The sequence below is a fragment of the Pseudomonas sp. 3B-A001-10F genome (genome assembly GCF_056313565.1).
The window spans coordinates 146322-164174 of record NZ_JBQYFW010000011.1 but is presented as its reverse complement, the minus strand read 5'-3'; the positions used below and the strand labels follow the sequence as shown (position 1 = coordinate 164174).

15 protein-coding genes are annotated in these 17853 nt (G+C 60.0%); 5 read left to right on the top strand and 10 right to left on the bottom strand.

Annotated elements, in window-relative coordinates; all coding sequences use genetic code 11:
- Window position 1: 1 nt before the first annotated feature.
- The gene (locus tag AC0ZWN_RS13275; RefSeq protein ID WP_224793216.1) at window positions 2-847 is read left to right on the top strand and encodes a site-specific integrase; all 846 of its coding nucleotides are present in this window, start codon (window positions 2-4) and stop codon (window positions 845-847) included.
- Window positions 848-852: 5 nt separating this feature from the next.
- On the opposite strand, the gene AC0ZWN_RS13270 is transcribed toward AC0ZWN_RS13275, so the two are convergent.
- From AC0ZWN_RS13270 to AC0ZWN_RS13250, 5 genes are all read right to left on the bottom strand, one after another.
- The gene (locus AC0ZWN_RS13270; RefSeq protein WP_095048916.1) at window positions 853-1407 is read right to left on the bottom strand and encodes a PqiC family protein; all 555 of its coding nucleotides are present in this window, start codon (window positions 1405-1407) and stop codon (window positions 853-855) included.
- A gap of 17 nt (window positions 1408-1424) precedes the next feature.
- The gene (locus AC0ZWN_RS13265) at window positions 1425-3080 is read right to left on the bottom strand and encodes a PqiB family protein (RefSeq protein ID WP_476335334.1); all 1656 of its coding nucleotides are present in this window, start codon (window positions 3078-3080) and stop codon (window positions 1425-1427) included.
- A 185-nt stretch (window positions 3081-3265) separates the two neighbouring features.
- The gene (locus AC0ZWN_RS13260) at window positions 3266-4567 is read right to left on the bottom strand and encodes an NAD(P)/FAD-dependent oxidoreductase (protein WP_476335333.1); all 1302 of its coding nucleotides are present in this window, start codon (window positions 4565-4567) and stop codon (window positions 3266-3268) included.
- The gene (locus tag AC0ZWN_RS13255) at window positions 4564-5652 is read right to left on the bottom strand and encodes a polyamine ABC transporter substrate-binding protein (protein ID WP_460128711.1); all 1089 of its coding nucleotides are present in this window, start codon (window positions 5650-5652) and stop codon (window positions 4564-4566) included. Before AC0ZWN_RS13255 ends, AC0ZWN_RS13260 begins: the two co-directional genes overlap by 4 nt.
- A gap of 157 nt (window positions 5653-5809) precedes the next feature.
- Window positions 5810-7168 carry a glutamine synthetase family protein gene (locus AC0ZWN_RS13250; protein WP_016984752.1) on the bottom strand — a complete coding sequence of 453 codons (1359 nt, stop codon included), beginning with the start codon at window positions 7166-7168 and terminating at the stop codon, window positions 5810-5812.
- A gap of 162 nt (window positions 7169-7330) precedes the next feature.
- Here AC0ZWN_RS13250 and AC0ZWN_RS13245 point away from each other — a divergent pair, with 162 nt between their 5' ends.
- The 4 genes from AC0ZWN_RS13245 (at window position 7331) to AC0ZWN_RS13230 (ending at window position 12244) form a co-directional block, all read left to right on the top strand.
- On the top strand, window positions 7331-8230 hold the full coding sequence (locus AC0ZWN_RS13245) for a helix-turn-helix domain-containing protein (RefSeq protein ID WP_320414466.1): 900 nt from the start codon (window positions 7331-7333) through the stop codon (window positions 8228-8230).
- Window positions 8231-8320: 90 nt separating this feature from the next.
- Window positions 8321-8830: a sigma-70 family RNA polymerase sigma factor gene (locus AC0ZWN_RS13240; RefSeq protein ID WP_476335332.1), complete on the top strand. Its 510-nt coding sequence runs from the start codon at window positions 8321-8323 to the stop codon at window positions 8828-8830.
- The gene (locus AC0ZWN_RS13235) at window positions 8830-9777 is read left to right on the top strand and encodes a FecR domain-containing protein (RefSeq protein WP_476335331.1); all 948 of its coding nucleotides are present in this window, start codon (window positions 8830-8832) and stop codon (window positions 9775-9777) included. Before AC0ZWN_RS13240 ends, AC0ZWN_RS13235 begins: the two co-directional genes overlap by 1 nt.
- Window positions 9778-9844: 67 nt before the next feature.
- The gene (locus tag AC0ZWN_RS13230) at window positions 9845-12244 is read left to right on the top strand and encodes a TonB-dependent siderophore receptor (protein WP_476335329.1); all 2400 of its coding nucleotides are present in this window, start codon (window positions 9845-9847) and stop codon (window positions 12242-12244) included.
- Between the two features lie 47 nt (window positions 12245-12291).
- Here the strand turns inward: AC0ZWN_RS13230 and AC0ZWN_RS13225 are convergent, their stop codons facing one another.
- The 5 genes from AC0ZWN_RS13225 to AC0ZWN_RS13205 all read right to left on the bottom strand — a co-directional run bounded on the left by AC0ZWN_RS13225 (window position 12292) and on the right by AC0ZWN_RS13205 (window position 17833).
- Window positions 12292-13284 (bottom strand): LacI family DNA-binding transcriptional regulator, encoded by a 993-nt coding sequence (locus AC0ZWN_RS13225; protein WP_476335328.1) that lies wholly within the window; start codon window positions 13282-13284, stop codon window positions 12292-12294.
- A 75-nt stretch (window positions 13285-13359) separates the two neighbouring features.
- Window positions 13360-14862 (bottom strand): glycoside hydrolase family 32 protein, encoded by a 1503-nt coding sequence (locus AC0ZWN_RS13220; protein ID WP_476335327.1) that lies wholly within the window; start codon window positions 14860-14862, stop codon window positions 13360-13362.
- Window positions 14859-16004 carry an ABC transporter ATP-binding protein gene (locus tag AC0ZWN_RS13215; RefSeq protein WP_476335326.1) on the bottom strand — a complete coding sequence of 382 codons (1146 nt, stop codon included), beginning with the start codon at window positions 16002-16004 and terminating at the stop codon, window positions 14859-14861. The genes AC0ZWN_RS13220 and AC0ZWN_RS13215 overlap by 4 nt, the downstream gene beginning before the upstream one ends.
- A gap of 27 nt (window positions 16005-16031) precedes the next feature.
- A complete protein-coding gene (locus tag AC0ZWN_RS13210) occupies window positions 16032-16874 on the bottom strand; it encodes a carbohydrate ABC transporter permease (RefSeq protein ID WP_007910217.1) in 843 nt (280 codons plus the stop codon).
- Entirely contained in the window at window positions 16871-17833 is a 963-nt protein-coding gene (locus AC0ZWN_RS13205; RefSeq protein ID WP_093432644.1) for a carbohydrate ABC transporter permease, read from the bottom strand. Before AC0ZWN_RS13205 ends, AC0ZWN_RS13210 begins: the two co-directional genes overlap by 4 nt.
- Window positions 17834-17853 lie beyond the last annotated feature (20 nt).

Sequence of the window (17853 nt, the reverse complement as noted above, 5' to 3'; positions counted from 1 at the left end):
CATGCGTTATGTCTTGCAGGACGCCGCTGACCGTCTCGGTTTTGAAGACGTGGACATCGAGGAAATCCCCTGGCACGGGCTGCAACCGGAAGACGTCGTGGCGCTGGTCGCCGCGTTGCGCGCCGACGGTTATGCGCCGAATACCTCGTCGCTGTACGTGAATGCCGTGCGCGGGGTGATGAATGAAGCCTGGCGCATGAGCCTGATCAGCCAGGATCATCTGCTGAAAATGCGTTCGGTCAAAGGCATCGCCGGCACGCGGTTATCTCAGGGGCGCAACTTGAAGCGTACCTTGATCCACGAATTGATGGAGGTGTGCGCCGCCGATCCACGCCCGCAAGGCCTGCGCGATGCGGCGGTGATTGCGTTGTTGTACGGCACCGGCATGCGTAAATCAGAGTCGGTGGACCTGGACTTGAATCAGGTCGACTTCACTGAGCGCAGCCTGACCGTCACCGGCAAAGGCAATAAGCAACTGATCAAGTACGCACCGGCCTGGGCGTTCGCCAAACTCGATGCATGGCTGGAGCTGCGACGTTCAGAGCTGAAGGAGGGCGAGAGTGACGATGCCTTTCTGTTCAACCGCATCCGTCGCGGCAGCCATATCACTCGCGAGCGCATCACCAAACACGCGATCTATTACATCGCCCGCCAGCGTGGCACGCAGGTCGGGGTGAAGATCATGCCGCACGATTTCCGCCGTTCGTTTATTACGCGGGTGATCGAGGAGCATGATTTGTCGATTGCGCAGAAACTGGCGCACCACAGCAACATCCAGACCACCGCCAACTACGATGTGCGTGATGACAACGAGCGGCGGCGTGCGGTGGATCGCTTCGATCTGTAGGTCCGTCAGGACGGGGAAGGGCAGGTGCGCGCGTTGCCGGTTGCCGCCCGACTGATCTGCTCGGCCAGCCGTTTGACGTTGTGCTGCTGGGCCCCCACCAGATCATCGATGGTCGGGCCGGACGGTGTTTGCAGGGTCGAACGGCAGGTCAGCGAGCCATTGTCAGTGGCGCCGACGGGACGCAAGCGCCATTTGGCGTCGATCAGGCCGTACTGACCGGGGATCGAGTCGAAGCGTTGCACTTCGATGCGCACCGAAACGTTGCCTTGCCCACCGGTATTGCTCAACTGATCGGCCAACGCACCGCGCAACTCATCCGCCAGTGTCGCGCCCCACCAATCAGTTTCCAGAATCGCCAGGCCGCTGTTGCCCTGGCGGATAACGATTTGCGCACGGTCGACCTGCGGCGGCACGCTCAGCGCTTCAATCGGAATCTGCGCGCCGGTCCGTGTGTTGGCGATCTGCACCGGCGTCAGGGTGTGAAAGCTGATCGGGTCGCTGCGACAGGCGCTCAGCAGCATGAACGCAGCGAGCACGGTGATCTTTAGCGGTAAAGCCATTGTGTTAGCTCCTGTGCTCAATTGCGTGGCGGTCCTTTCAGATCGATAGGTGCTGCGTTATCGGGGCGACCACGAATCAGCGACTCCGGATGACGACCGAGGTAATCCGACAGCTCACGCAGCGAACGCGACATGCGCCCGAGTTCGTCGAGGGTTTCCGTGAGTTTCTCGCGTTGTGGCGAATCTTCGGCCAAGGTCGAACTGGCGGACTGCAAGGTCTTGCTGACGTCGGCGAGGGTGCTTTGCACACCGGGCAGGGTCTTGGCGTTGAACTGAGTCAGACCTTTGCGCAGTTCGATCAGATTGCTGTCGAGGTTGTTGGCGATGCGATCCACTGGCAACTTGTTGAGCTTGTCGACCACGGCTTCGAGTTTTTCCTGCAACTGTTCGAGGCTGCCCGGAACGGTCGGTAGAACGACCGGACGAGCGCTCGGGTCGAACGCGACTTTCTCCGCTTTCGGAAAGAAGTCCAGTGCCACGTACAACTGGCCCGTCAGCAGGTTGCCACTGCGCGCCTGGGCACGCAGGCCATTATCGACGAAGGTGCCCAGCAGGCGGATGCCAGCGGCTTCGTCGTTGGGGTCGTGCTTGAATTCGGTGAGCATCTTTTTGTAGGCCTGACCGAGACGCTGCGGGTAAATGACGATGCCGACGTTAAGCGGGAAGGTGCGTTTTTTCGCATCGAAATCCAGGTTGATGCCCACGACCCGGCCGATTTCCATACCGAGGAACTCGACCGGCGCATCGACCTTGAGTCCGCGCAGTGACTGTTCGAAACGCAGCACCATGTATTGCGCCTTGCCGTTCGGCGGGGCGAGGGCACTCTGCTGGTCGGCGAACAGTTCGAAATCCTTGTCGTCAGCGGCGGCCACATCGTTGGGACTGTAATCCGGAGCACGGAATGCAATACCGCCCACCAGCATCGTCGACAGCGATTCGGTCTTCACGGCAAAGCCGTTGGCACCGACATTGATGTCGATGCCGCTGGCATTCCAGAAACGGGTGTTTTCAGTGACGAACGCGTCGTTCGGCGCGTGAATGAACACCTCGATATCCACCCCTTTGCCTTCGGGGTTGAGGGCGTAGGTGACGACCTGGCCGACCGGAATCTTGCGGTAATAAACCGGAGAACCGATGTCCAGTGAACCGAGGTCCGGCGCATGCAGCATGAAGCGCTTGCCGGGTTCGCCGTAGGTGATCGGCGGCGGATTTTCCAGGCCTTTGAAGTGTTTGGCGCGGTTGTCGGCCTGACCGATGTCGGCACCGATGTAGTCACCGGAAAGCAGGGTGTCGATACCCGAAACGCCACCGGCGCCAATGCGCGGGCGCACCACCCAGAACTGTGAGTCTTCGCGCGTGAAGGTTTCCGCCTGTTTGGACAGTTTAATGGTGGCGTCGACGCTTTTCTGGTCGCCACTCAACTCGACGTCCGTCACCTGACCGATGACCACGTTGCGGTATTTGACCTCGGTCTTGTTCGCCGTCAGGCCGCTGCCGGTCTTGAAGTTGACGATGATCGTCGGCCCTTCCTGCATCACGTTGTGCACCACCAGCGAGATACCCACGAGCACCGCCACAATCGGCACGATCCAGACGAGTGAAATGCTGAAACGGCGGGTTTTGACTGGGGCTTGGCCTGGTGCTCGCGGCTCGTCGGTGGCTGACGACTTCATCCATGTCCTCCTCGATTGATTGGGCACTGAGCGTCAGGAACGCCAAAGCACCTCATCAATATAGAAGTGCTTGGCGATAGAGCAAATGTGAATAGCTCACCTGCCGCGACCTGATCGTTCCCACGCAGAGCGTGGGAACGATCAAAGCCGGGAACGATTAGAGCGTGTCAGCGCGGTTTGTGCTGTCAGCCGAGCATTTCCCGCAGGCGATACCAGAACATCCCCAGTGCCAGCAGCGGCGAGCGCAGGGCCGGGCCGCCGGGGAAGGTCATGTGCGGCACGCCGCTGAACACGTCCATGCCTTGGCTGTGACCGGCATGAATCGCCTCGCCGAGCAGTTTCGCGCACCAGTGCGTGACGTTCAGGCCATGGCCGGAATAACCCTGCGCGTAGAACACGTTCGGGTGCTGCTTGAGCCGGCCGACCTGCGGAAAGCGGTTGGCGGTGATGCCAATCTTGCCGCCCCACTGGTAATCGATGCGCACGTCGGCCAGTTGCGGGAAGACCTTGAGCATCTTCGGGCGCATGTAAGCGGCGATGTCCGCCGGATCGCGCCCGGAATAGTGGCAGGCACCGCCGAACAGCAGGCGCCGGTCCGCCGAGAGCCGGTAGTAATCGAGGCCGACTTTCTGGTCGCACACCGCCAGATTATGCGGGATCAACTGCGCGCCGCGTTCCTCGGACAACGGTTCAGTGGCGATGATGTAACTGCCGGCGGGCAGGACTTTGCCACTGAGTTGTTGTTCGAGGTCGTCCAGATGCGCGTTGCAGCCGAGCACCAGACTGCCGGCGCGCACTGAGCCCTTGGCGCAACGCACCTGAACGGTCGGACCGTGGATGATTTCCAGCACTTCACTCTGCTCGAAAATTCGCACGCCGAGTGACGCCGCCAGTCGTGCCTCGCCTTGCACCAGATCCAACGGGTGAAGGTGCCCGGACCCCATGTCGACCAGTCCGCCGGCATAGATGTCGGAATTCACCACTTGCTGGCGGATCTGCTCCGGGCCGATCAGACGGGTTTCGTGGGCGTAACCGAGTTCGGCGAGGGCGACCAACTCATCCTTGAAGGCCGCGAACTGCGCCGGGGTATTGGCCAGATCACAGAAGCCCCAGCGCAGATCACACTCGATGCCGTTGTCGCCGATGCGCTGACGCACCAGTTCCACCGAATCGATGCCGGCGCGCTGCAAATAACGCACGCCTTCCTGGCCGACATATTTGGCGAAGCCTGCAACTTCATGACCGATCCCGCGAATCAACTGACCGCCGTTGCGCCCGCTGGCGCCCCAGCCGACACGCCGGGCTTCGATCAACACCACCGACAATCCGCGCTGAGCCAGCTCGATGGCGGTGTTGACCCCGGTGAACCCGCCGCCGATCACGCAGACATCGGCGGTCAGGTCATCGTCCAAAAGCGGATAAGGTGTGCTCGCCCGGGCCGAAGCGGCGTAATAAGAGCGGGCGTGTTCCTGGGTGTACTGATTCATTTGTTCGACTTCACTTTGCTCCAGGAGCGGGTCATCAGACGCATGATCGCCTGGGGCGGGGTGGTAGAAATGTAGAGTTTATCGAGCACGGCTTGAGGTGGGTAAACCTCTGGGTTGTTGACCAGTTCCGGATCCATGAACTGCTTGGCGGCCGGGTTCGGGTTGGCGTAACCCACCGAAGCGCTGACTTTGGCGATCACTTGTGGATCGAGCAGGTAATTGATGAAGGCGTGGGCTTCTTTGGTGTTGCTCGCATCGGCGGGGATGGCCAACAGATCAAACCAGAGGTTGGCGCCTTCCTTCGGAATGGCGTAAGCGATGTTCACGCCGTTCTTGGCTTCCTTGGCCCGGTTGGCGGCCTGGAACACGTCGCCGGAGTAACCGAAGGCCACACAGATGTCACCGTTGGCCAGATCCGACACGTATTTCGAGGAATGGAAATAGGTGATGTACGGACGGATGCTGAGCAGTTTCGCTTCAGCCTTTTTATAGTCTTCCGGGTTTTCGCTGCGCGGGTCCAGGCCCATGTAATTGAGCATCGCCGGGAAGACTTCGTCGGCGGAGTCCATCATCGACACGCCGCACTGGGTGAGTTTCTTCAGGTTCTCGGGTTCGAACAGCACGGCCCAGGAATCGATGTGGTCGATGCCCAGCACTTGCTTGACCTTGTCGACGTTGTAGCCGATGCCATTGGTGCCCCACAGGTACGGCACCGAATGCTGGTTGCCCGGGTCGTTTTTCTCCAACAGCTCGAGCAGTTTCGGGTCGAGGTTTTTCCAGTTCGGCAGTTGCGAACGGTCGAGTTTGAGGAACGCGCCAGCCTTCACCTGACGCGCGAGGAAATGGTTGGACGGCACTACTACGTCATAGCCGGTGCGACCGGCGAGCAGTTTGCCTTCGAGGGTTTCGTTGGAGTCGAAAACGTCGTAGATCACCTTGATCCCGGATTTGCTCTGGAAGTCGGCGAGGGTGGTTTCGCCGATGTAGTCGGTCCAGTTGTAGATGCTGACCGTCGGCTGGGCGTGAGCTACAGCGCTAAACAGCACGCTCAGGGCAACCGGGAGTACGGATTTCAACAGACGCATTTCGACACCTCTTTTTCGAATGATCGTTCCCACGCTCTGCGTGGGAATGCCTCAACGGACGCTCCGCGTTCGGCTTTGGATGGGACGCGGAGCGTCCCGGGCTGCATTCCCACGCAGAGCGTGGGAACGATCGACACAGGGGATCTTTTGGCTTTGCTCAGACGCTCAGCATCAGGAACTCACGCTCCCACGAACTGATCACGCGTTTGAAGTTTTCATGCTCGGCACGCTTCACCGCGACGTAGCCACGGACAAACTTGTCGCCCAGGTACTGCGCAACGGCCTCGCACTCTTCCATTTGCGTCAGCGCTTCCTCGATGGTGATCGGCAGGCGCAGGTTGCGGCGCTCGTAAGCACGGCCATGGACCGCAGCGCTCGGTTCGATGCCTTCAACCATGCCGATGTAACCACAGAGCAGGCTCGCGGCGATTGCCAGGTACGGGTTGGCATCGGCGCCCGGCAGACGGTTTTCCACACGCATGGCTTCCGGGCTGGACGTTGGCACACGCAGGCCGACGGTGCGGTTTTCTTCGCCCCATTCGACGTTGACCGGCGCCGAGGTGTCCGGCAGGAAGCGGCGGAACGAGTTGACGTTTGGGGCGAACATCGGCAGCACTTTCGGGATGTACTTCTGCAAACCACCGATGTAATGCAGGAACAGTTCGCTCATCTGCCCGTCAGCGTTAGCAAAGATCGGTTTGCCCGTGGCGATGTCCACCACGCTCTGGTGAATGTGCATGGCGCTGCCCGGCTCGTCGCCGATCGGCTTGGCCATGAAGGTCGCCGCAACGTTGTGCTTGAGCGCGGCCTCACGCATGGTGCGCTTGAACACAGTGATCTGGTCCGCCAGATCGAGGGCGTCGCCGTGACGGAAGTTGATTTCCATCTGCGCCGGGCCGTCTTCGTGGATCAGCGTGTCGAGGTCCAGGCCTTGCAGTTCGCACCAGTCGTAGACGTCTTCGAATAACGGATCGAATTCGTTGGCGGCGTCGATGGAGAACGACTGACGACCGCTCTCAGCACGGCCCGAGCGGCCGAGTGGTGCCTTCAGCGGCAAGTCCGGGTCTTCGCAGCGTTGGGTCAGGTAGAACTCCATTTCCGGCGCCACAATCGGCTTCCAGCCTTTGTCGGTGTAAAGCTGCAAGACTTTCTTCAACACGTTGCGCGGCGACAGTTCGATCGGGTTGCCAAACTTGTCGAAGGTGTCGTGGATGACGATGGCGGTCGGCTCGATCGCCCACGGAATCACGTAGACCGCGTCAGCCACGGGCTTGCAGACCATGTCGATATCGGCAGGATCGAGCAGGTCGTAGTAGATGTCGTCGTCGACAAAATCCCCGGTTACCGTTTGCAGCAGGACACTTTCCGGCAGGCGCATGCCTCGCTCATGCAGGAACTTGTTGGTCGGTGCGATCTTGCCGCGGGCAATGCCGGTCAGGTCGCTGACCACACATTCGACTTCGGTAATCTTGTGATCTTTCAGCCACGTGAACAGCTGATCGAAAGGGGCATTCATAAAGACCTCGTTATTGGTTTTATAGACGCCGGGGAGGGCGGGTTTCATCTTCCGCCCCTTCCCCTGTGGCGCGTTGACGACTATCTTGGGCGAGCCTTGCAGTTCCATCTATCCACTTTAAGCAGCACCAAAGCGCACCAAAAGAGTGCGCAAGGTCACCCCATGACAACGTGCAATTCGCTCCAGGTTCAAGCGTTCAACACCGCCGATGTGGCCGAACAAGTCCGCGCCACACCGGGCTGGGTCCAGCATTACCAACAGATGTCGCCGGGCCATTTCGCCGGGCAGATCCGCTATCTGGATCTGCAGGGCGTCGAGGTCTACGAAGAGCAGATGAACACCCGCGTCGAGCAGAACTTCAGCGCGCCGTCGGGTGCTTTGGCGTTCTGTTTCGATCGCAGCGACAACGCGCTGTATCTGCTCAATGAAGAGAGCCGCAACATCTGGATCACCCCGGAGAATTACCAGGAAATCGCCGTGGTGTTCGGTCCGGAGTTTGTCCGTCAGCACGGTCTGAATGTGGCGAAACTCGAAGGGTTGTTCATGACCCAACTCAACTGCGGGCAGAACGCCTTGTTCAGTCGCTGGTTAAGCTCAACTCTCACGAAGTTGTCACAAGCTGTTGATCTGCTTGATAAAGATGCGCTGACAAAGCAACTGCTCGAAGACTGTCTGTTCATTCTCGACAACGCTCATACCAGTCTCGATCGCGGCGGACTACAGCGGCGCACCGAAGAACGGATGATCATGAAACGGGTTGGCGAGTGGGCGGCCGATTCGCCGGAAGACACGGTCAATCTGCTGGAGCTTTCGCAAGTGGCCGGGGTGCCGTTGCGCCAATTGCAGCAGGCGTTCAAGGCCTACACCGGGATGACCCCGAGTCACTGGCTGCGCCTGCGCCGGTTGAACAGCGCACACCGTGAATTGCTCAAGCGCCGGCCAACGGAGACCACCGTGGCCGAGGTGGCGATGCACTGGTCGTTCTGGCATTTGGGAAGGTTTTCCAGCAGTTACCGGGCATTGTTCAAGGAGTTGCCGAGCGAGACCTTGAAGCGCTCATGAATGCCGTCGCGGTTAAAAAGGCTTTGTCTCGACGCTGAAGTTAAATAGAATCACTCTCATTTGAAACTGACTTCGCGCAGGACTCTTGAGATGACTGAAGCAGCGACGCCATCGCCGCAGCACCTGCACGAACTGTATCGCGACCATCGAGGCTGGCTGGAAACCTGGCTGCGGCGGCGCATGGGCAACGCGTGGGATGCGGCGGACCTGAGCCAGGATACCTTCTTGCGCGTGCTGTGCAGCGCTCAGCCGATTGCAGATATGCGCGAGCCGCGCGCGTATCTGCTGACCGTGGGCAAACGCCTGCTGAGCAATTTCTACACCCGCCGCAGCCTGGAAAAGGCCTATCTCGAAGCCCTCGCGCAGTTGCCCGAAGAATGCGTGCCGTCGCCCGAGCAACGTTGGCTGCTGCTGGAAACCCTGCAAGCGCTGGATGAACTGCTCGATGGTTTGCCCCGAGCTGTGCGCCGGGCGTTTCTGTGGAGTCAGTTCGAAGGTGTGGGTTATCGCGAAATTGCCGAGCGCCTACAGGTCTCCGAACGCAGCATAAAACGTTATATGGCACAGGCTTACGAGCATTGCTTGATGTTGGATCTATGATGCGTGTCGCGCCCAGCAACGAAGCGCGCGAAGTCGCCCGTGCCGCCGCACAGTGGTTGGCATTGCTCGAATCCGGCGAGGCCAGTGAAGCCGATCACGTGCGACTGAAGCACTGGCGCGACAGCGATAACCGCCATGAAAACGCCTGGCAGAAGCTTCAATCGTTGCGTCAGCGCTTTTCCAGTCTGCCAGCAGAATTGGCCATGGCCACACTCGATCGCCCGGATCTGGCGCGGCGGGCAGCTCTGAAAAGGGCGCTGGGTCTGGCGGCGCTGGTGCCGACGGCGTGGTTGATCGGTCGCCAGTTGCCGCTCGACGTCTGGCGCGCGGATTTGCAAACTTCCACCGGCGAACACACGCGAACACGGCTGGCCGACGGCAGCACCTTGCAACTGAACACCGCCAGTGCGGTGAACGTCGATCTGGCCAGCCGTCAGTTGACGTTGGTGCGCGGCGAAATGGCGCTCAACGTTCCGGGTAGCACGGCGTTGACGGTCAACGCGCCGTACGGTCGGATCGTTGTCAGCCGCAGCGAAATCTGCGTGCGCCTCAACCAGCGTGACTGCAACGTGTCGGTGGTCAGCGGCTCGGCGCAATTGCAGCCGTTGCGCGGGCCGGCACTTTGGTTGAGCGCCGGGCAACAGGTCAATCTGCACGCTTCCGGCGCCGGGCCGGTCGCGCTGTTCGACGCAAAAATGCCGGGCTGGCGTGACGGTGTGTTGATGGCGCAAAACCAGCCGTTGGGGGACTTTCTTCGCGAGTTGAGCCGTTATCGCTCAGGGCTTCTGCGCTGGGAGCCGGCACTTGAACGTCTGCGTGTCACCGGCAGTTTCCGCCTCGACGACACCGAAAAAGTGCTGACGCTGTTGGCGGCGAGCCTGCCGTTGGAGGTGCATTCGCGCACGCGTTTCTGGGTAACGCTGGCGCCGCGAAAAAATTTCGTCTGAAGCCTGTCCCTTTTTTTCGCCTCACCGGTCATTGCAGGTAAGTGAACAAAATCGAGAGCTTCTTCCAATGCCCGCAGTATTCCCAAGTCGTTTGCGTCCGTTGTTGCAGTTGAGCCTCCTGCTGAGCCTGAGTGCCAGCCCTGTGTTGATCCAGACCAGTTGGGCCGAAGACGCCCGGCGCAGTTATCAGGTACCGGCTGGCAGCCTGAGTGCCGCGCTGACGCGGTTTGCCGGGTTGGCCGGGGTCAATCTGTCGGTGGATCCGGCGCTGGTCAGCGGGCGCAACAGTAATGGTTTGTCCGGCGAATTTGGCGTGGAGGAGGGGTTCACCCGGTTGTTGCTCGGTTCTGGTTTGCAACTGCAACCGCTGGGTGAGTACGCTTACACCCTGGTGCCCGCAGCGGAGGCCGGCAGCCTGCAACTGGCGCCGACTTCGATCCTCGGTGCGAGCGATTCGACAGGCGCTGATGTCTTTGCAGGCGGCCAAGTCGCGCGGCGCGGTTCGCAGGGTTTGCTGGGGTCGAAAGATTTCATGGAAACCCCGTTCAGCATGACCACCTACACCAGCGAGACGGTGAAAAACCAACAGGCGCGCACGCTGGGCGATCTGATCGCCAGCGACCCGTCGGTGCGCGCGACCAACCCGGCCGGTGGTCGTTACGAGCAATTCACCATCCGTGGTTTCAGCCTGTTCAACAGCGACGTGGCGTACAACGGGCTCTATGGCGTGCTGCCGACGTACACCATTGACATGGAAATGGCCGATCGCGTCGACATTCTCAAAGGCCCGAGTCAGCTCATCAACGGCATCTCGCCACGGGGTAGCGTGGGCGGGGGCATCAACGTGGTGCCCAAACGTGCCACAGACAAACCGATCACCTCTCTTACGGCCAACTATGCGTCGAACAATCAGGTTGGCGGCGCGGTGGATGTCGGCCGGCGGTTCGGTGAGGACAATCAGTTCGGCTTGCGTTTCAACGGCGTCAAGCAGTCCGGTGATACCGAGTGGGATCATCAAAGTGTGGACCGCGATATGGCCGTGCTCGGCCTGGACTTTCGCGGTGAGCGGCTAAGGCTTTCGACCGACATCGGCCACACCGAGCGCGATACCGATGCACCGCAAGAGCGCGTGCAAGTCGCTGCCAATGCCAAGGTGCCCAACGCCAAGGATGTGCGCGATAACTACGCGCAACCGTGGACTCAGGCGAAAACCGAGGACACCTTCGGCACGCTCAACGCTGAGTTCGACGTCAATGATTCGGTGATGCTGTACGGCGGCGTCGGCGCGCGCAAAAGTAATCATGACTTCTTGCGCCACGCCGTTTCCGTCACCAACGATGCCGGTGATTTCAGCGTTCAACCGCGTGATTTCACCCGCGACGAGAATGTCCGTACCGCAACGGCCGGCGTGCGCAACTGGTTCCATACCGGGCCGGTGAGCCATGAGGTCAATCTGGCCGCCAGCTACTTCTACATGGATTTCGAGAACGGCGGCGCGCGTTACGCGGCCGGGCGCAGCAACCTGTATGACCCGGTGCAAACCGCGAAACCCGGCACGCCGACGCGCTACGACGCCAAGGTCTACACGGAAAACCGCTTCAGCGGCGTGGCGTTATCCGACACCCTGGGCTTTTTCGACGATCGATTGCTGCTGACCCTCGGTGCGCGCTGGCAACGGGTGAAAGTCGATGACTGGAGCGATGACGTCAAAGGCGACACGGCGTATGACGAAGAAAAGGTCTCGCCCTCGGGCGGGATTCTGTTCAAGGCTACGGACAAATTGTCGCTGTACGCCAACTACACGGAAGGCTTGAGTCAGGGCAAGGTCGCGCCGTCGACGTCAGTCAACGAAGACGAAATCTTCCCGCCGTTTATCAGCCGTCAGGTCGAGATCGGAGCGAAGTACGACGCCGGTTCGTATGCGTTAACGGCAGCAGTATTCAGGATCAAGCAACCCGCCTATGAAACCAACGCTACGACCCGGGTCTTCGGCCCGAACGGCAAACGACAGAACAACGGCGTGGAGCTGAGCATGTTTGGCGAACCGCTCAAAGGCCTTCGGTTGCTCGGCGGCGTGATGTACATCGACAGCGAGCTGACCCACACCACCAACGGCACGTTCGACGGCAATCGCGCGCCGGCCACGCCGAAATACAACGTCAATCTCGGCGCCGAGTGGGACGTGCCGACGGTGCAGGGCTTGACGTTGACCGGGCGGGGCATTTATTCCAGTTCGCAGTATCTGGATCAGTCGAACAACAAGGAAATCGACTCCTGGGAGCGCTTTGACGTGGGTACGCGGTACGCCTTCAAGGTTGATGAGAAAACCATCACCCTGCGCGCCAACGTCGAGAACGTGCTGGATAAACGCTACTGGAGTTCAGCAGGCGCTTCGGATGACAGTGAACCGGGGCTGACGTTGTCGACACCGAGAACTTATCTGCTTTCAGCGACGGTGGATTTCTGATTCCACTCGGAAAATCAAAAGCGTGCTCTCAGCGAGCTGACCCACTCTTATAGTGATGTCCTGACCACCAATGGACAGTCAACTCGCTGGGTTCCCGAAAGCTCCAGGGTCTCGATCAGATGCCGTGCAGCCTGGCGCCCAATTTCGTAGTACGGCAGTTGCACGGTGGTCAGCGGCGGGATGAACAACTCGGCAATGCCGATCATGTTGTCGTAGCCGAGCACGGCGACATCGTCGGGAATTTTCAGGCCACGCCCCAACAACAACTGATAGGCACAAAAGGCAATGCGGTCGTTGCCACAGATCAAAATATCAAATTGGGGACGACCATCAATGACATGCCGGTCGAGGATAGCGGCTGTTTCACCATAGGCATCATGATCGGAAAGGTCATATTGCAGGAGCGTGTCCGGCGCCAGTCCGAATGCCTGACAGGCACGCTGCAGGCCTTTCTGCCGCAGCCCCCATGCCAGACTCTGTTTCGGCAGATTGATACACAGCGGACGCTTGTAGCCGAGGCTCAACGCGTGGTGTACGGCGCGATACTGGCCCATTTCGTCGTCGGGTACATAGCTGACGAGGCTGCTGTCATCTGCCAGACAATTGGCGAGCACCAGAGGCTTGCTCTTCAAGCGCTCGGGAATGCTGACCTGGCGAAACCCCATGGCGCTGAAGATCAAGCCGTCCGGACGGTGCGACAGCATCAGGTCGATGTTCTGGTCGGTGGGCGGGTTGCTTAGCAGGTTGAGGATAAAGACATTCCAGCCGGCCTCCTGCGCGGTCTGCTCAATGGACAGCAGCAGCTCGACCGCAAAGGGTGTGGTCGCAGTGTCCAGCGCGAACACACCGATGGTTCGTGACTGCAGGTTGTCACCGCGCATCTTGCGCGCTGACAGGCTGGGTACGAATTGCAGTTCATCAATGGCACGACGCACCCGTAGAAGGGTTTCGGGGCTCAGTTTTTCCGGACTATTGAGCGCTCGAGACACCGTCATCAGGGACACGCCGGCCAGTTGTGCAACGTCTTTCACTGAAGTCATGCGAAGTGCGGCCGGTCAGGTTGACGCAGAATCATGACACAGGGCCCGGGCTTCTCGCGACCCGAATGACGCCGCTCATGACCATCCCGAACCCAGAGGCCATGCCTTGGCAATCGAGACGCGCCCGCCACCCCCGCTTGCCACCAGCTTCACGCCCAGACTGTCGGAACGCGGATAGAGGCGACTGCTGAGGCTGAAGCGGCCGTTTTCGTCGAATACCTCGATGGATGAGCGATCAAGAAACACGCGCAGTTCCAAGCGCTCTTGCGTCGGGTCTATCGCCACGCTGCGCTGGCCTGTGACTTGCGCACCCGAGCGGCTGCGATCAAGCACCAGACGCTGCAGTGATGCATCGTAATAGAGCAGGGTTTCTTCACGGCCATCGTCGCTGCACCGCAAGGCGACTCCCAAGTGGCCGTCAGTGCAGCCGAGCAGATCGAGATGCACATGGATTTCGAGCATGTCGCCGTTTACCTCCGGCACCCAGCGGGCTCCCGATGCTTCCCACCAAGGCGTACCCGGCAATGGCGCCATTCGCAGCGCGCTGAGCTCGCGTGCCGGATACACGCGAAGGCGATCGGCGCGCAGTTCAAGTTCGCGGGGCAATCCGAGCATGCCGCACCAGTGATGGGCCTGGCTCGGCATCGGGCTTTCCCACATGTCCAGCCATGCCCATACGAGGCGCCGACCATCGGCGGCCAACAGCGTTTGCGCTGCATAGAAATCGTGGCCGTTATCCAGCTCGATAAAAGGCCCGCCGGTGAAGTGCCACTGGTTGTCGAGCTGGCCCACTCGATAACCGGTCTGGTATTTGTTGAGCCGATCGTAACCGTCGGCTTGCATGCCTTGCGGAGAGTACAGCAGCACATCGCGTCCATTCAGGCGAAACAGGTCCGGGCATTCCCACATATAGCCATCGCCCTCGCTGCCGGCGGACACATAGTCGAGGAATTCCCAGACGTGCAGATCCGTGGAGCGGTACAGCGGCAGTAGCGGTGTGTCGCCCAGACGTGCGCCGGCAATCAGGTACCAATAGCCATCTTCCTGCCAGACCTTGGGGTCGCGGAAATGCATGATGGCGTCTTGCGGCGCGCTGTTGATCACTGCGCCGTGTTTGACGAAGCGGATGCCGTCGTTGCTGGTTGCCAGGCACTGAACCTGTCGAATCAAGCGCTCGTCACCCACTTCGCCCAGCCAGGTGTGCCCGGTGTAGATCAGGGCTAGGGTATCGCCACAGACCACCGCGCTACCGGAGAAACAGCCGTCGCGGTCGCACTCATCGCCGGGTGCCAGCGCAATGGGCAGGTGCTGCCAATGAACCAGATCGGCACTCTTGGCGTGGCCCCAATACATCGGCCCCCATTTCGCGTCGAAGGGATGATGCTGATAGAACACGTGGTACTCGCCACGGAAGTACACAACCCCGTTCGGGTCGTTCATCCAGCCTGCCGGCGGGGCAATATGGTAACCGGGTCGATAATCCTCAATGACGCGGGACTGGTTGTCAGCCAGTGCGCGCTGCGCAAGGTCAAGGGGCGAAGACATGAGATCGCTCGGGGTATTCAAAGACAAGGTCATAGGGCGTGTGCTCGGATTGAGCGTAGAGAGAGGTCATCAGCCATGGATTCAATGACTTTCGGGTGGCGCTTCAATGCCAAGCCGTCGGCGTCGAACAGGTGGATCTTGTCGATGTCCGGCTGCAGTTCGACCCGATCGCCTGTTTGCCAACCGGCGTTGACTTCACAACGACAGATCAATGGCTCGTCCTGCCCGGTATCCAGGTGCACATAGGTTTCACTGCCCAGGTATTCGACCCCGGTCACGACGACGCCAGCGCTTCCCGGCGCAGCTTTGAGTGATAGGTGTTCCGGGCGAACGCCCAGGCTCAGCGAGGCATCTGCCGCTAGGTTCGAGCTGTCGAAGGGCAGGGTGGTCATCCCCAAAACCGGAGTATCAACCAGGCTGGTTTCGCCCGGCGCATGCAAGCGTGCCGGCAGGAAATTCATTCTCGGCGAACCGAGAAAACCGGCGACAAAGCGGCTGGCCGGGCGCTCATAGAGTTCGCGCGGTGAGCCGACCTGCTCGACGTGACCGCCATTGAGCACAACAATTTTGTCGGCCAGGGTCATCGCTTCGACCTGATCGTGGGTGACGTAGATCATGGTTGAGCGCAGTCGGGCATGCAGCCGGGCGATTTCGTTGCGCATCTGCACCCGCAAGGACGCATCCAGGTTGGACAGCGGCTCATCGAACAACAGAATGTCCGGCTCCCGTGCCATGGCCCGGCCCATGGCCACACGCTGACGTTGCCCTCCAGACAGTTCTTTTGGTTTGCGTTGCAGCAGTTTGTCCAATTGCAGGATTTGCGCAGTTTTCAGTACCCGCTCGCGCAAGCTGCTCTTTTCAGTTTTGGCCAGTTTGAGACCAAAACTGATGTTGTCGTAGACGCTCATGTGTGGGTACAGCGCATAGGACTGAAACACCATGCCGACGCCACGTTCGCGCGGTTCGAGGTCGTTGACCCGGCTCCCGTCGATCAGCAGGTCGCCGGCGCAGATCGAATCCAGTCCGGCGCTCAGCCGCAGCAGCGTCGACTTTCCGCAGCCCGAAGGACCGACGAACACCACGAATTCACCCGCAGCGATCTCCAGGTTGATGTCGCGAAGAATCCGCGCGCCGCCCAATTGTTTGTTGACGTTGTCCAGTTTCAATTTCATCACGATGCGGTTCCTTGTCTTTATTGGGCATCAACCCTTTAACGCGCCGGCAGTGAGACCGGAAACGATTCGGCGCTGGAAGATCAGCACCAGAATCACCAATGGGACGGTGACCAACACCGAGGCGGCCATCAACAAGCCCCAAGGCAACTCATGGGGGCTGCCGCCGGAAATCAAGGCAATGGCCACCGGCACCGTGCGTTGGCTGTCGGTGAGGGTGAACGTCAGGGCAAACAGAAACTCGTTCCACGCGGCGATGAAGGCCAACAAGCCAGTGGTGACCAGGGCGGGCCAGAGCAGCGGCAACAGCACGCGGGTCAGCGTCACCCACGGGGACGCACCATCCATGATTGCCGCTTCCTCCAGTTCATGGGGGAGTTGGCCCATAAAGGTGGTCAGCACCCAGACGGTGAAGGGCAGGGTGAAAATCGTGTAACTCAGGATCAACGCCCACGACGTGTTGTACAGGCCCAAGGCGCGGATCACTTCGAACAGTCCCGACAGCACCGCGACCTGGGGAAACATCGACACGCCAAGCACCATCATCAACACCGTGCCACGCCCACGGAATTTCACCCGGCCCAAGGCATAAGCAGCGGTCAGGCTGAGGAACAGCGCCAGGGTGACCACGCACAGCGCAACCACCAGCGAATTACCGATTGCTCGCAGGAATGAGGCCTGGTGGAGGACCGCCGCGTAATTGGAGAAGTCAGGATTTTCGATCCAGTAGCTCACCTCGAACAAGGCGCTGGAGGGCTTCAGCGAGGTCACGATGGCGTAGTAGAACGGGAAAACCGCATACAGCAGCAACACCCCGATCAGGCACCAGAATCCGAGGCGCAACAGCGCTTTTTTCAGCAGGCGCGGGCTCATGCGCGGACCTCCAGTTGACGGCGTCCGAGGTAGAGGTAAAGCATGGCGATCACTGCGACCACGAGAAACAACAGCGTCGACGCCGCGCTGCCGTAACCGACGTCCTGAAACTCCACCAGGTGCTGGCGGGCATACACCGACATGCTCATGGTGCTCGACGAGTTCGAGGTCAGCACATAGATGACGTCGAATACCCGCAGCGAATCAAGAATGCGGAAGATCGCCGCCACCAGCAGTGCAGGCATCAACAGTGGCAGGGTGACGCGCCAGAACACTTTCAGCGGATGAATGCCATCGACCCTGGCCGCTTCGTAGCAATCGCTCGGCAACATCTGCAAGGCCGCCAGCATCAGCAGCGTGACGAAAGGCACGGTCTTCCAGACATCAACGATGATCACCGCCCACATCGACAGGTCGGCATCTGCCGTCCAGGCCAGGGGAGCATCAATCAGGCCGAGACTGAGCATCAGGTGATTGATGATGCCGAACTGGTCGTTGAGCATCCATGACCAGATCTTCGCCGAGACAATCGTCGGAATCGCCCACGGAATCAGAATCAACGCCCGCACCAGAGAACGGCCGGTGAATTTGATGTTCAGCAGCAACGCTACCAATAGCCCCAGCACGACCTCCAGTCCCACCGAGACCACCGTGAAATACAACGTGTTACGCACCGCATTCCACCACTGCGGATCGACGAGGATGCCCGACCAGCCGGAATCGCTGAACAACAGATAATTGCTCAAGCCTATGAAGGTTGCGCCACCGGTGTCTGCCAGGCTGGCGTCAGTCAGGCTGAACCAGAATGTGCGCAGCAGCGGCCACGCGGCCACGAGGGCCAGGCAGACCAGCATTGGCGTCAGAAACAGCCAGGCAGCGCGCACCCGGCGCCGTTGTACAGGCGTTTCCCTCGTGAGCAGAAGCTCGTCAAAGGGGGCATGGGTCGTAGAGACAGACATGGTGATTTCCTTCCTTGTGG

Excerpts from the sequence above, each read along its gene's own strand:
- AC0ZWN_RS13235 (WP_476335331.1), top strand. The coding sequence starts at position 8,830 with ATGCGTGTCGCGCCCAGCAACGAAGCGCGCGAAGTCGCCCGTGCCGCC.
- AC0ZWN_RS13240 (WP_476335332.1), top strand. The coding sequence starts at position 8,321 with ATGACTGAAGCAGCGACGCCATCGCCGCAGCACCTGCACGAACTGTAT.
- AC0ZWN_RS13230 (WP_476335329.1), top strand. The coding sequence starts at position 9,845 with ATGCCCGCAGTATTCCCAAGTCGTTTGCGTCCGTTGTTGCAGTTGAGC.
- AC0ZWN_RS13220 (WP_476335327.1), bottom strand. The coding sequence starts at position 14,862 with ATGACCTTGTCTTTGAATACCCCGAGCGATCTCATGTCTTCGCCCCTT.
- AC0ZWN_RS13265 (WP_476335334.1), bottom strand. The coding sequence starts at position 3,080 with ATGAAGTCGTCAGCCACCGACGAGCCGCGAGCACCAGGCCAAGCCCCA.
- AC0ZWN_RS13225 (WP_476335328.1), bottom strand. The coding sequence starts at position 13,284 with ATGACTTCAGTGAAAGACGTTGCACAACTGGCCGGCGTGTCCCTGATG.
- AC0ZWN_RS13255 (WP_460128711.1), bottom strand. The coding sequence starts at position 5,652 with ATGCGTCTGTTGAAATCCGTACTCCCGGTTGCCCTGAGCGTGCTGTTT.
- AC0ZWN_RS13210 (WP_007910217.1), bottom strand. The coding sequence starts at position 16,874 with ATGAGCCCGCGCCTGCTGAAAAAAGCGCTGTTGCGCCTCGGATTCTGG.
- AC0ZWN_RS13270 (WP_095048916.1), bottom strand. The coding sequence starts at position 1,407 with ATGGCTTTACCGCTAAAGATCACCGTGCTCGCTGCGTTCATGCTGCTG.
- AC0ZWN_RS13205 (WP_093432644.1), bottom strand. The coding sequence starts at position 17,833 with ATGTCTGTCTCTACGACCCATGCCCCCTTTGACGAGCTTCTGCTCACG.
- AC0ZWN_RS13250 (WP_016984752.1), bottom strand. The coding sequence starts at position 7,168 with ATGAATGCCCCTTTCGATCAGCTGTTCACGTGGCTGAAAGATCACAAG.
- AC0ZWN_RS13245 (WP_320414466.1), top strand. The coding sequence starts at position 7,331 with ATGACAACGTGCAATTCGCTCCAGGTTCAAGCGTTCAACACCGCCGAT.
- AC0ZWN_RS13260 (WP_476335333.1), bottom strand. The coding sequence starts at position 4,567 with ATGAATCAGTACACCCAGGAACACGCCCGCTCTTATTACGCCGCTTCG.
- AC0ZWN_RS13275 (WP_224793216.1), top strand. The coding sequence starts at position 2 with ATGCGTTATGTCTTGCAGGACGCCGCTGACCGTCTCGGTTTTGAAGAC.